Genomic DNA, 12,959 nt, shown 5'->3' on the forward strand with positions numbered 1-12,959 from the left:
TGTCAAAACGGAGCCACCCGGGGTCGGGTGGCCGAAACTGACCAGTCCGCGCACGGTGTGCGGGGGGCCGGATTATGGCACCTTGCGTTGCAATGCAGCACGCCGCCTGGCGGTGCAGGCACTGCCCCAGCCCGGTGCCATAATCGCGCCCGCCTCTTTTCTGCCCTGACGGCACCCCTGCATTGGCCGCCGATCAAGAACTGTCAGACTTTCTCCAGAACGTCGAAAAGCGCGCCTTCAAACGCACCTTCTATGCGGTGCGCGACGAAGACGCGGCACTGGACATCGTGCAAGACGCGATGATCCGCCTGTCCCAGCGCTACGCCGACCGCCCCACCGCGGAGTGGCCGATGCTGTTCCAGCGCATCCTGTCGAACGCGACGATGGACTGGTTCCGCCACCAGAAAGTGCGCAAGGGCGTTCTGCAGGTGTTCTCGGATTTCGAGCCCGCCGGCGGCGATCCGGATTTCGATCTGCTCGAAACGCTCGAGATGCTGTCGAGTTCCGAGGGCACGGAAAGCTCGGCCGATGCCGCACAACGCTCACAGACGCTGCAGATCATCGAAGGCGAGGTGGCCAAGCTGCCAACCCGTCAACGCGAAGCGTTTCTGATGCGTTACTGGGAGGAAATGGATGTTGCCGAAACTGCCGGCGCCATGGGATGCTCTGAAGGCAGTGTCAAGACACACTGCTCCAGGGCGGTTCATGCGCTGGCAAAAGCATTGAAGCTCAAGGGAATTTCGCTGTGAATACCGTGTGGTCGAACCGTACCGTGCTGCCAGGCGAGGCAGAAGCGCTGGAGGCGCGATTTGGCCTGCGCGTGACGGCGCGCCTGAATGCCGGCACCGACATGCTGCCCCACGACGTGAGCGAGCGCCTGCGGGTCGCGCGCCAGCAGGCCGTGGCGATGGCCGCCAGTCCGGCCATCTCGGCCAAGCGGGCCGCCGCGACAACCGCGCAGATCGTCTCTGCACAATCGAGCACGAGCAGCGTAGCCTTCGGTCTGTTCAGCGGGGAACGGACCTCCTGGTGGAATTCGTTTGCGCGAGCAGTGCCGGTGCTGGTGCTCCTGCTGGGCCTGTTCGGCATCGATTACTGGAAAGACCTTGAGCAGATCGACACCGCCGCGACGATGGATGTCGCACTGCTCGGCGACGACCTGCCCCCTTCAGCTTTCACCGATCCCGGCTTCGCAGAGTTTCTGCTGGAGCCCGTGGTCGACGTCGCACCGCAATGAAACCTGATCTGCGAGCGCACGCTGCACCCATGACAAGAAATGGAACGCATGCGGCCCGGCCGATGGCCGTCTGGTCGGCGGTCATGGCGCTGGCTGCGGCACTTTCGATGGGCACGGTCAACGCCCAGGGGATCGCCAACACGCAATGGAACGAACTGACTGCGGCACAGCGCCAGGTGCTGCAGCCGCTGCAGCCGCGCTGGAACGAGATCGATGCGCTGCGCAAGCAGAAGTGGATCGACATCGCCGCCCGCTATCCGAAGATGACGCCCGAACAGCAGGCCCGCACCACCTCGAGAATGGCCGAATGGGCGGCCATGACACCGGCGCAGCGCAACGCGGCACGGCTGCAGTTCGAGCAGGTCAAGCAAGTGCCCGCCACCGAGCGCCAGGCCCGCTGGGACGCCTACAAGTCCCTGCCACCCGAACAACGGGACGCCCTGAGCAAGCAGGCCGCCGACCGCAAGCCGGTGCCTGTCAAGCCGGCCAAGCCGGTCGGCCAGGCACAGGTCAAGTCCAACATCGTCGACACCAGCCGCCCCATCGCCAAGCCCAGCCCGGTGGCTCCCGCCACCGTGCAGGCCGCCGTCGGCGCCAGCACCCGTCCGATCACGCAGCAGCCGATTCCGCCACGGCATCAACAAGCAGGCATGCCCAAGATCGCAGCCACGCCAGGCTTTGTCGACAGCGCGACCCTGCTGCCGCAACGCGGCCCGCAGGGCGCGGCCGTGGAGCCTCCCCGAGCACAGAAATGAATCCCGTGAACCTGGCCGGAGAGCCAAGCGGCACGGCCCGCACCGAAAACACCCCCGCCGCGGCCAATATCCCCACCCTGCGCCGCCGCCTGGCTGCCATGGTCTACGAGGGCGTGCTGCTGTTCGGCGTGGTGATGATCGCGGGCTTTGTCTATTCGGTCCTGACCCAGCAGCGGCACGCCCTCGCCGGCCGCCACGGCATGCAGGCCTTCATGTTCGTGGTGCTGGGCGTCTACTTCAGCTGGTTCTGGGCCAGAGGGCGCCAGACCGTGGCGATGAAGACCTGGCAGTTGCACCTGCAGACCGCCAGCGGCGAAGACGTCTCGCAGACCCGGGCCGCAGCCCGCTACCTGCTGAGCTGGCTGTGGTTCCTGCCGGCCCTGCTGGTGGCCGAACTGGCCGGCTGGCACAGCAGCCGCGACGTATCCGGCGCGCTGATCGTCGGCGTGCTGGCGTACGCCGGCCTGAGCTGGTGGATGCCGCAGCGCCAGTTCCTGCATGACCGGCTGTGCGGCACGCGTCTGGTCCATCTGCCGCGCGCCGCCAGATCACGCTGAATCGGCGAACGCCAGCCGCCCGAAGACCCGCTGGCACAATCGCGCGCATGTCAAATCCCTACAAAGGCCGCACAGGCCTGGATCGGGTCGTGCGAGCGGCCGGCTACTCATGGTCAGGCCTGCAAGCCGCCTACCGCAACGAAAGTGCCTTCCGCCAGGAGACCTGGCTCGCCGTGATCCTGTTGCCCCTGTCTTTCTGGATGGGCCGCGGCTGGGTCGAGGTGGCGCTGCTGGCCGGCAGCGTCTTGCTGGTGATGATCGTCGAACTGCTCAACTCGGCCGTCGAAGCCACCGTCGACCGCATCTCCTTCGATCTGCACGAACTCGCCAAACGCGCCAAGGACTTCGGCAGCGCGGCCGTCCTCATCGCGCTCGCGATCTGCGGCGGCATCTGGGCCGCGGCGCTCTGGGCTCGATTCACGGCCTGAAGACGCATGAAAAAAGCCCGTTCAGCCGAAGCGGAACGGGCGTCCTGACCCGCCGCAGCGGGTGGCCATGACGACGTCAGATGGCCTGTTCGTCGGTCTCGCCGGTGCGGATGCGCACCACCTGCTCGACCGCCGTCACGAAGATCTTGCCATCGCCGATCTTGCCGGTCTTGGCGGCCTTGACGATCGCCTCCAGGCAGCGATCGACGTCGGCGGTCTTGACCACCACCTCGATCTTCACCTTGGGCAGGAAGTCGACCACGTATTCCGCACCCCGATACAGCTCGGTGTGGCCCTTCTGACGGCCGAAACCCTTCACCTCGGTGACGGTGAGCCCGGTGACGCCGACATCGGCCAGCGCCTCACGCACTTCTTCCAGTTTGAAGGGCTTGATGACCGCGGTGATTTGTTTCATGACAAAGCTCCAAAAACGTTGCTGCGACTCAATTTAACCGATTTCACTGCCCTGCGTTACAGGCGCTCCTGATAACGCAAGGCAGGCCATGAAACGGTGCGGACGGCCTTATTTCAGGGCCTTGTAACGCACACGCTTGGGTCGCGCACCTTCTTCGCCCAGGCGCTTCTTCTTGTCGGCTTCATATTCCTGATAGTTGCCCTGGTAGAAGAACCATTGCGAATCGCCTTCGCAGGCCAGGATATGCGTGGCGATGCGGTCCAGGAACCAGCGATCGTGGCTGATCACCATCGCCGAGCCGGCGAACTCGAGCAGCGCGTCTTCGAGCGCGCGCAGGGTTTCGACGTCGAGGTCGTTGGACGGTTCGTCGAGCATCAGCACGTTGCCGCCAGTGGCCAGGGTCTTGGCCAGGTGCAGACGACCGCGCTCACCGCCCGAGAGGTTCTTGACCAGCTTCTGCTGGTCGTTGCCCTTGAAGTTGAAGCGGCCCAGATACGCCCGGCTGGGCATCACGAACTTGCCGACCACCAGGTTGTCGAGCCCGCCCGACAGGTCTTCCCAGACCGTCTTGTCGCCTTCGAGCGATTCGCGGCTCTGGTCGACGAAGGCCATCTTGACGGTCTTGCCGATCTTGACCTCGCCCGCATCCGGCTGCTCCTTGCCCGAGATCATGCGGAACAGCGTCGACTTGCCGGCGCCGTTCGGGCCGATGATGCCGACGATCGCACCCATCGGCACCTTGAAGCTCAGGTTGTCGATCAGCACCCGGTCGCCGAAGCTCTTGCTGACGTTGGTGAACTCGATCACCTCGGTGCCCAGGCGCTCGGCCACCGGGATGAAGATCTCGTTCGTCTCGTTGCGCTTCTGGTAGTCGAAGTCGCTCAGTTCCTCGAAGCGGGCCAGGCGCGCCTTGCTCTTGGCCTGGCGGCCCTTGGCGTTCTTGCGCACCCATTCCAGCTCGATCTTCATCGCCTTGGTGCGGGCGTCCTCGGTGCGCTGCTCCAGCTCGAGGCGCTTTTCCTTCTGCTCGAGCCAGGTCGAGTAGTTGCCTTCGTAGGGGATGCCACGTCCGCGGTCGAGCTCCAGGATCCACTCGGCGGCGTTGTCGAGGAAGTAGCGATCGTGGGTGATGGCCACCACGGTGCCGGGGAAGCGGCTCAGGAACTGCTCCAGCCACTCGACCGACTCGGCGTCCAGGTGGTTGGTGGGTTCGTCGAGCAGCAGCATGTCGGGCTTGGACAGCAGCAGGCGGCACAGCGCGACGCGGCGCTTCTCACCACCCGAGAGCTTGCCGATGTTGGCCTCCCACGGCGGCAGGCGCAGCGCGTCGGCGGCGATCTCGAGCTGCATCTCGGTGTTCTCGCTGCCGGCTGCGGCGATCACGGCCTCGAGCTGGGCCTGCTCGGCGGCCAGCGCGTCGAAATCGGCGTCTTCGTCGGCATAGGCTGCGTAGACCTCGTCGAGCCGCTGCTTGGCGGCCAGCACGCCGCCGATGCCCTGCTCGACCGCCTCGCGCACGGTGGCGTTCGGGTCGAGCTGCGGCTCCTGCGGCAGGTAGCCGATGCGCAGATCGGGCATCGCGGTGGCTTCACCTTCGATGTCGCGGTCGATGCCAGCCATGATCTTGAGCAAGGTCGACTTGCCCGAGCCGTTGATGCCCAGCACGCCGATCTTGGCGCCGGGGAAGAAGGACAGCGAGACGTCCTTCAGGATCTGCCGCTTCGGCGGCACGATCTTGCCGACGCGGTTCATGGTGAATACGTATTGGGCCATGGTGTGGAGGGTGTCTCCGAACAATCGAGGAGGCGGCGCAGCCGCGAATCCCGCGATTATCCGGGAGGACGGCCCCGCGGCGCCGACACGACCGGGGTGACGGTCGCAAAACCCGCTCAAGACCACGCGCGGCCCGATGGCCGGCGCGCGACGGCCAGGGGCTTGCGGACACCTGTAGACTGTATGAACATACAGTCATTTGAGACAACTTGTCGCTCCGATCACCCCCCCATCCGTCGCTCGATCCGTCAGCCGAGCCCGCGCACGACCTGCCCCGGCATCTGCATGCGGCGATCTGGCAGGGCGACCAGCTCGCCGGCTCGCCCGTGCCGGCCTGCCCGAGCGGCTACGCCGTGCTCGACGCCCAGCTGCCCGGCGGCGGCTGGCCCGGCGGCGGGTTGACCGAATTGCTGCTCGACGCCCCCGGCCAGGGCGAATGGCGCCTGCTCGCCCCGGCGCTGGCGCGACTCGGCCAGGCCGGTGGCGAATGGGTCGGCATCAGCCCGCCGCTGCGCCCGCATGCGCCGGCGCTGCAGGCGCTCGGGCTCGACCTCGGCCGCTCGCTGTGGATCGAGCCCCGCCACGGCGCCGACGCCGCCTGGGCCGCCGAACAGGCGCTGCGGTCCGGCAGCTGCGCCGCGGTGTTGTGGTGGGCCGACGACTGCAGCACGCCGCTCTCGGGCGGCGGGCCGGCGCTGCGGCCGGGCGCCTTGCGACGCCTGCACCTGGCCGCGCAGGCCAGCGACGCGCTGCTGTTCGTGCTGCGCGCGGCCGGCGCCACCGCGCAAGCCTCGCCGGCCGCGCTGCGCCTGCATTGCCGGGTGGTGGCCGAGGCGCCTCAGCAGCTGGCGCTGCAGATCATCAAACGCCGCGGCCCGCCGCTGGCCGAACGCCTGCTGATCGACACCCGCACGCAACTCGCCCCGGCGCTGGCCCACCGGCTGAGCCAGTCACTGCCGCAGGATCGGCGCCCGCCCGACGCCATCGCCCCACGTCGCCTGATGCGCACCAACCCTGCGCCCGCTCCACCATGCCGCCCGCCCTCTGGTTGTGCCTGAACCTGCCGACGCTGGCTCTCGACGCGCTCGGCCCCTGGCCGCCCGGGGTGAGCCTGCCGGCGCTGGTCTGGCAGGCCGATGCCGGCGGGCGGACTCGCACCGTGCTGATCGCCAATGCCGCCGCGCAGGCCCTGGGCGTGCAGGCCGGGCAGCGGCTCGGCAGCGCGCAGGCGCTGGCGCCGCAAGCCCTGGTGCTGGCGCGCGATCCGGCCCGCGAGGCGGCCCTGCTCGAACGCCTGGCGCTCGGCCTCGGCAGCCTGAGCCCGCAGCGGGTGATCGAGCCGCCCGACCTGCTGCTCGACATCCACGCCAGCCTGCGTCTGTTCGGTGGCCTGCGGCCGCTGCTGCGGCGAGCCGATCGGCTGGTGCGCGCGCAGGCCGTCCAGCCGCGCTGGAGCCTGGCCAGCACGCCGCTGGCCGCGCGCCTGCTCGCCCACGCCCCGCCCGCGCAGCGGCAGCGCCGCTGCGTCCAGCTGCGCAGCACGCGCCGACGGGTGTTGGCGTTGCCGCTGGCGCTGCTGGGCGCGTGGGGCCTGCCCTGCGGCGCAACCGACACAGAGCGCCGTGCAGCCGATGGCCCGGCAGACGCTGCCGGCGTGGCAGCGCGCCGGGTCGCGGCCGCTCACATCGCCACGCTGGAAATGCTGCACGCCCTCGGCGCGCGTTGCCTGGCCGACCTGCAGCGCCTGCCACGCGCCGGTCTGCGGCGCCGCGGCGCGCAAGACTGGGTCGACGCCCTCGACCGCGCCCTCGGCGATCAGCCCGACCCGCGGCGCTGCCACGAACCCCCCGAGGCCTTTGCACTGGCGCTCGAACTGCCCTGGCGCGCCGACGCCGTGCCCGCCATCGAAGCCGCCGCCGCACCGCTGGTGCAGGCGCTGTGCGGCTGGCTCGCCCTGCGCTGGCGTGCCGCGCAGGGCCTGAGCCTGATCCTGCGGCACGACTACAGCAGCCGCCGCAGCCTGCCCGACCAGGTGCTCAGGCTCGACCTCGCCACGCCCTCACGCGAGGCGCGCCACCTGCAGACCCTGCTGCGCGAGCACCTGCAGCACCTGGTGCTGGCCGCGCCGGTGGACGCCATCACGCTGCAGCTCGACACCAGCCTGCCCGAAGCCGGCCGGCCCACCACGCTCTGGCCCGACGCCCACCAGCAGGCGCAGGCGCACACCAACCTGGTCGACCGCCTGCAGGCCCGCCTCGGCGCCGCGCAGGTGCGGCGCCTGCTGCCGCAGGCCGACGCCAGGCCGGAGAAGGCCGATCGCTGGGTGAACGCCGGCACCGCAGACGCCAAGCCCCTCGCCCCGCATGCCGCGTCACGCGACGCCCTGCCGGCCCTGACCCACGCCCTGCCCCGCCCGACCTGGCTGCTGCCGGCGCCGCTGCCGCTGGCCGAGCACGACGGCCAGCCGCTGCACCAGGGCCGGCCGCTGCGCATCCTGAGCCGCGCCGAGCGCATCGAGACCGGCTGGCACGACGGCGCGCTGGTGCGCCGCGACTACCACGTCGCGCTCGGTCAGGCCGGCACGCTGTGCTGGATCTATCGCGAACGCGGCAACCCGGCCTTCGACGACAGCCCGGCCCAGCCGCGCTGGTTTCTGCACGGCCTGTTCGGCTGAACCCATGCAAGCCGGTCTGCCCGACTATGCCGAGCTGCACTGCCGCAGCAACTTCAGCTTCCTGAGCGGCGCCTCGCACGCCGAGGAACTGATCTCCCGCGCCGCCCGGCTCGGCTACCGCGCGCTGGCGATCACCGACGAATGTTCGGTGGCCGGCGTGGTGCGCGCGCATGAAGCCGCCAGGCACCCGCGTGGTGAACGCGCACCCGACGACCCGGGCCTGCTGCGCCTGATCATCGGCAGCGAATTCACCCTCTCGCCTGCAGCCGCCTCGGGGACCCGGCCCCCCCACCCGGGCGGCCGGCTGCTGCTGCTGGTGCGCAACCGGGCCGGCTACGGCCAGCTCTGCACGCTGATCACCCTGGCGCGCAGCCGCTGCGCCAAGGGCGACTACCGGCTAGACGCCGACGACTTCGACCCGGCCCCGAGCGACTGCTGGGCCCTGCTGCTGCCGCGCCGCGAGGACGACCTGCCGACGCTGCTCACGCAGGCCCGCTGGCTGGTGGCCCGCTTCGGCGAGCGCGCCCGCATCGCCATCGAGCTGCTGCAGCACGCCGACGACAACCTGCGCATCGCCCACGCCCGCGCCGCCAGCCAGGCCAGCGGCGCGCCGCTGGTGGCCGCCGGCGACGTGCTGATGCACGTGCGCTCGCGCAAGCCGCTGGCCGACACGCTGACCGCCATCCGCCACCACCTGCCGCTGGCCGACTGCGGCCACCTGCTGATGCGCAACGCCGAGCAGCACCTGCGCTCGCGCCTGGCGCTGGCGCAGATCTACCGGCCCGAGTGGCTGGCCGAGAGCGTGCGCATCGCCGACGCCTGCACCTTCAGCCTCGACGAGCTGCGCTACGAATACCCCGACGAGATCGTGCCCGCCGGCCACAGCGCCAGCAGCTACCTGCGCCAGGAAACCCTTGCCGGCGCGGCCCGCCGATACCCGCCGCACAGCCACCCCGACGGCATCCCGCCCGGCGTGCTGGCGCAGATCGAGCACGAGCTCGCGCTGGTGGCCGAGATGCGCTACGAGGCGTTTTTCCTGACCGTGCACGACATCGTGAGGCAGGCGCGGCGGCTCGGCATCCTGTGCCAGGGCCGCGGCTCGGCGGCCAATTCGGCGGTCTGCTACTGCCTGGGCATCACCGAGGTCGACCCGACGCAGACCACGCTGCTGTTCGAGCGCTTCATCAGCCGCGAGCGCGGCGAGCCGCCCGACATCGACGTCGATTTCGAGCACGAGCGGCGCGAGGAGATCATCCAGTACATCTACGCCAAGTACGGCCGCCACCGCACCGCGCTGGCCGCGGCGGTGAGCACCTACCGGGTGCGCGGCGCGCTGCGCGACGTGGGCCGCGCGTTCGGGCTCGACGAGCTGCTGATCGACGCGGTGGCCAAGTCCTACCAGTGGTTCGACGGCCGCGGCGCCTTGTCCGAGCGGCTGGCCGAGCAGGGGCTGGACGCCGAATCGCCCGTCACGCAGCAGTGGCTCGAGCTGGCGACCACGCTGATGGGCTTTCCGCGCCACCTGTCGCAGCACAGCGGCGGTTTCGTGATCGCGCGCGAGTCGCTCTCGCAGCTGGTGCCGATCGAGCCGGCGGCGATGGACGGCCGCCAGATCATCCAGTGGGACAAGGACGACCTGGAATCGCTCGGCCTGCTCAAGGTCGACGTGCTGGCGCTGGGCATGCTGACGGTGCTGCGCAAGTCGCTCGACCTGGCCAACGCCTGGCACGGCCGCACGGCGCAGGCGTGGCGCGGCGGCAGCGGTTCGTTCTCGCACCGCGCGCCGCAGCGCCCCGAACGCGAGCCCTGGACGCTGCACCACATCCCGCGCGACGACCCCGCCACCTACGCGATGATCCGCAAGGCCGACACGGTGGGCATGTTCCAGATCGAGAGCCGGGCCCAGCAGAGCATGCTGCCGAGGCTGCGGCCCGACAAGTTCTACGACCTGGTGATCGAGGTGGCGATCGTGCGGCCCGGGCCGATCCAGGGCGGCATGGTGCACCCCTACCTGCGGCGCAAGCAGGGCAAGGAGCGGGCCGATTCACCGTACCCGGCGCTCGATGCCGCGCTGGCGCGCACGCTGGGCGTGCCGATCTTCCAGGAGCAGGTGATGCAGGTCTGCATGATCGCCGCCGGTTTTTCGCCCGGCGAGGCCGACGGCCTGCGCCGCGCGATGGCGGCCTGGCGGCGCAAGGGCGGCGTGCACCATTTCCACGAGCGCATCGTCGGCGGCATGGTCGAGCGCGGTTACGAGCGCGCGTTCGCCGAGGGCATCTTCCGGCAGATCCAGGGCTTCGGCGAATACGGCTTCCCGGAGAGCCACGCCTACAGCTTCGCGATTCTTGCGTGGTTCAGCGCCTGGCTGAAATGCCACGAGCCGGCCGCCTTCCTGGCCGCGCTGCTGAACTCGCAGCCGATGGGCTTCTACGGCCCGGCGCAGCTGGTGGCCGATGCGCGGCGGCACCAGGTCGAGGTGCGGCCGGTCGACGTGACACGCAGCGACTGGGACTGCACGCTGGAGGCGCCGAGCCCGGCCGCGGCGGCGCCGGCCACCGATCCCCCAGCATCGGCCCGGCCGCCCGGCTCGGGCGCGGGGGGCCCGGCGGTGCGGCTGGGGCTGCGGCAGGTCGGCGGGCTGTCGCAGGCCAGCGCCGAGCGGCTGCTGCAGGCCCGGCGCGAGGCAGCCTTCATCGACGTGCACGACCTGGCCCGGCGCGCCGCGCTCGATCCGCACGAGCTGCAGACGCTGGCACGCGCCGATGCGCTCGCCGCCTTGGCGGGACATCGCCGCCAGCAGGTCTGGGCCGCCGCGGCGCCGCCGGCCGCACCGCTGACGACCGGCACCGGCCCCGGCGCCGGCCTGCTGCAGGACGCGCCGATCCGCGAGCCGCAGCTGTCGCTGATCGAGGCGCCCGAGGGCGAGGCCGTCACGCTCGACTACGCCGCCACCGGCCTGAGCCTGCGCCGCCACCCGCTGGCGCTGCTGCGTGAGCGGCTGCGACGCCAGGCGGTCAAGAGCGCCGCCGAGCTGGCGCGCGTGCCCGACGGGCGCGTCGTGCGCGCCTGCGGGCTGGTCGTCAGCCGCCAGCAGCCGGGCACCGCCCACGGCACGGTGTTCGTCACGCTCGAGGACGAGACCGGCGTGGTCAACCTGATCGTCTGGCAGGACGTGCGCGAGCGGTACCGCCGCGCCCTGCTCGAATCACGCCTGCTGGCCGTGCGCGGCACCTGGCAGCAGCGCGACGGCGTGGCGCATCTGCTGGCGCACGACCTGTTCGACATCAGCGGCTGGCTCGGCCCGCTGCAGACCCGTTCGCGCGACTTCCACTGAGCCGCACAGGCCGGGCCGGCCACCCTCCGGCCCGGATTACAAATGCAAGCACTTGCAACCGACAAACGGATCGGCGGCGCCGACGAGCGGCAGCGGCGCGGTTGCCCGGGCGCGCGGCCGCGACCTAACATCCCTTCACAGTCCGAAGAACCCTCGCCCCACCACCGCCGCCGAGCCCCTGCCATGCCTTCTGCCGACCACCGCTCCCCCCGTTCGACCGGTCCGCTCGTGACGCACCCGAGCCCCGGCACCGGTCGGCGGCGCAGCCGGGGCTTCACGCTGATCGAGCTGATGATCGCGGTGGCCATCGTCGGCATCCTGGCCGCGGTGGCGCTGCCCTCGTACACCGACTACCTGCGCCGCGGCCGCATCCCGGAGGCCTTCACCTACCTGAGCAACTACCGGGTGCAGATGGAGCAGTACTACCAGGACAACCGCAACTACGGCACCGGCACCGACTGCGCCGGCGGCGCCATCCTCAGCGCGCCGGCGGGCACCAAGTTCTTCACCTACAGCTGCGCGATCACCGACAGCGGCCAGGGTTACGACCTGACCGCCACCAGCACCGCCGAACTCAACAGTGCCCACGTCTACACCATCGACGAGGCCAACAACCGCGGCACCACGGCATTCAAGGGCGAAACCGGCCTCACCAACGCGTGCTGGCTGGTCAGGGGCAACGAATGCTGAAGCCCGGGCGTGTGGCGAGCGGCCCGGTGGCGGCAGGCTTCTCGCTGATCGAGCTGATGGTGACGATGACCATCCTCGGCCTGCTGCTGCTGGCCACGATGCCCAGCATCGGCGCCTGGCTGCGCAACACCGAGATCCGCAACGCCGCCGAGTCGATCAACAGCGGGCTGGCCAAGGCCCGCAGCGAGGCGGTGCGGCGCAACCAGCCGGTGCTGTTCTCTCTGGTGACGCCGCAGAGCGGCAACCCGGGCGTGCTCGACAACAGCTGCGCGCTGTCGGCCACGTCGGCGTCGTGGGTGGTCAGCCTGGAGACGCCGGAAACCCAATGCGCCGTGGCCGTCAGCGAGGACACCTCACCCAAGATCCTCGCCAAGTACGCCCAGGGCGACGGTGCGCGCAACGTCGCCATCGCCATCAAGAATGCCGACTGCAGCGCCGCGGCCAGCACCACCCAGGTCAGCTACAACAGCTACGGTCGCATCACCACGCCGGCATCGGCACTGCGCTGCATCGACATCAGCCACACCGCCAGCGGAGCCAGCCGGCCGCTGCGCCTGATGCTGGGCAACGGCGGCAACGTGCGCATGTGCGACCCCGCCGTCACCGACGACAACGACCCGCGCAAGTGCTGACGCGCCCCATCGGCCGAAGCCCCTCAACCGAAGCGACACCGACCATGCGCCGCATCACATCCCCCACCGCCCGAGGCCGCAGCGATCGGGGCTTCGCGCTGATCGAGGCGCTGATCGCGATCGTCATCTTCTCGCTCGGCGCGCTCGGCCTGCTGGGCCTGCAGGTGTCGATGATGAAGGCCACCAGCGGCGCCAAGTTCCGCGCCGACGCCGCCTATCTGGCCAACGACCTGGTCGGCACGATGTGGGCCGACGCCGCCAACCTGGCCGCCTACCGCGACAGCTGCTCAAGCCATCTGCCGTGCAGGAACTGGATTGCCAAAGTCAGCCAGACACTTCCGGGCAACGTTCCGCCCGAGTTGGAGATCGTTCCGAGCACCGGCTATGTGGGCATCAAGATCTTCTGGATCGTGCCCAACGAAGCGCAGCACAGCTTCAACACCAGCACCTCGATCAATCGCTGA

At 70.0% G+C, this 12,959-nt stretch carries 13 protein-coding genes; 11 read left to right on the plus strand and 2 right to left on the minus strand.

Going from position 1 to position 12,959, the window contains the following annotated elements; genetic code table 11:
• Positions 1-182: 182 nt before the first annotated feature.
• Genes LCHO_RS14485 through LCHO_RS14505 form a run of 5 tightly spaced genes read left to right on the plus strand, consistent with a single transcriptional unit; the run spans position 183 to position 2,977 of the window.
• On the plus strand, positions 183-749 hold the full coding sequence (locus LCHO_RS14485) for an RNA polymerase sigma factor (RefSeq protein ID WP_012347913.1): 567 nt from the start codon (positions 183-185) through the stop codon (positions 747-749).
• The gene (locus LCHO_RS14490) at positions 746-1,237 is read left to right on the plus strand and encodes a DUF3619 family protein (RefSeq protein ID WP_012347914.1); all 492 of its coding nucleotides are present in this window, start codon (positions 746-748) and stop codon (positions 1,235-1,237) included. The genes LCHO_RS14485 and LCHO_RS14490 overlap by 4 nt, the downstream gene beginning before the upstream one ends.
• Positions 1,238-1,266: 29 nt before the next feature.
• Positions 1,267-1,992: a DUF3106 domain-containing protein gene (locus tag LCHO_RS14495; protein ID WP_043704336.1), complete on the plus strand. Its 726-nt coding sequence runs from the start codon at positions 1,267-1,269 to the stop codon at positions 1,990-1,992.
• Positions 1,989-2,549 carry an RDD family protein gene (locus LCHO_RS14500; RefSeq protein WP_012347916.1) on the plus strand — a complete coding sequence of 187 codons (561 nt, stop codon included), beginning with the start codon at positions 1,989-1,991 and terminating at the stop codon, positions 2,547-2,549. Before LCHO_RS14495 ends, LCHO_RS14500 begins: the two co-directional genes overlap by 4 nt.
• 47 nt (positions 2,550-2,596) lie before the next feature.
• On the plus strand, positions 2,597-2,977 hold the full coding sequence (locus tag LCHO_RS14505; protein WP_012347917.1) for a diacylglycerol kinase: 381 nt from the start codon (positions 2,597-2,599) through the stop codon (positions 2,975-2,977).
• Positions 2,978-3,053: 76 nt separating this feature from the next.
• On the opposite strand, the gene LCHO_RS14510 is transcribed toward LCHO_RS14505, so the two are convergent.
• Together LCHO_RS14510 and ettA are read right to left on the minus strand one after the other, a co-directional pair.
• A complete protein-coding gene (locus LCHO_RS14510) occupies positions 3,054-3,392 on the minus strand; it encodes a P-II family nitrogen regulator (protein WP_012347918.1) in 339 nt (112 codons plus the stop codon).
• Between the two features lie 108 nt (positions 3,393-3,500).
• Positions 3,501-5,165, minus strand: coding sequence for an energy-dependent translational throttle protein EttA (gene ettA, locus LCHO_RS14515; RefSeq protein WP_012347919.1), 1,665 nt, complete (start codon positions 5,163-5,165; stop codon positions 3,501-3,503).
• Positions 5,166-5,374: 209 nt separating this feature from the next.
• Here ettA and imuA point away from each other — a divergent pair, with 209 nt between their 5' ends.
• The 6 genes from imuA to LCHO_RS22280 all read left to right on the plus strand — a co-directional run bounded on the left by imuA (position 5,375) and on the right by LCHO_RS22280 (position 12,959).
• Entirely contained in the window at positions 5,375-6,223 is an 849-nt protein-coding gene (gene imuA, locus LCHO_RS14520; protein ID WP_012347920.1) for a translesion DNA synthesis-associated protein ImuA, read from the plus strand.
• Positions 6,196-7,839 (plus strand): Y-family DNA polymerase, encoded by a 1,644-nt coding sequence (locus LCHO_RS14525; RefSeq protein ID WP_012347921.1) that lies wholly within the window; start codon positions 6,196-6,198, stop codon positions 7,837-7,839. The genes imuA and LCHO_RS14525 overlap by 28 nt, the downstream gene beginning before the upstream one ends.
• Positions 7,840-7,843: 4 nt before the next feature.
• Positions 7,844-11,173, plus strand: coding sequence for an error-prone DNA polymerase (locus tag LCHO_RS14530; RefSeq protein WP_012347922.1), 3,330 nt, complete (start codon positions 7,844-7,846; stop codon positions 11,171-11,173).
• Between the two features lie 183 nt (positions 11,174-11,356).
• Complete coding sequence (locus tag LCHO_RS14535) at positions 11,357-11,863, plus strand: type IV pilin protein (protein ID WP_012347923.1); 507 nt, start codon at positions 11,357-11,359, stop codon at positions 11,861-11,863.
• Positions 11,857-12,495, plus strand: coding sequence for a GspH/FimT family pseudopilin (locus tag LCHO_RS14540; protein ID WP_012347924.1), 639 nt, complete (start codon positions 11,857-11,859; stop codon positions 12,493-12,495). Before LCHO_RS14535 ends, LCHO_RS14540 begins: the two co-directional genes overlap by 7 nt.
• Before the next feature lie 44 nt (positions 12,496-12,539).
• Positions 12,540-12,959 carry a type IV pilus modification PilV family protein gene (locus LCHO_RS22280; protein ID WP_012347925.1) on the plus strand — a complete coding sequence of 140 codons (420 nt, stop codon included), beginning with the start codon at positions 12,540-12,542 and terminating at the stop codon, positions 12,957-12,959.

This window comes from Leptothrix cholodnii SP-6 (genome assembly GCF_000019785.1).
In the GTDB taxonomy this organism is placed as follows: Bacteria; Pseudomonadota; Gammaproteobacteria; order Burkholderiales; family Burkholderiaceae_C; genus Sphaerotilus; species Sphaerotilus cholodnii.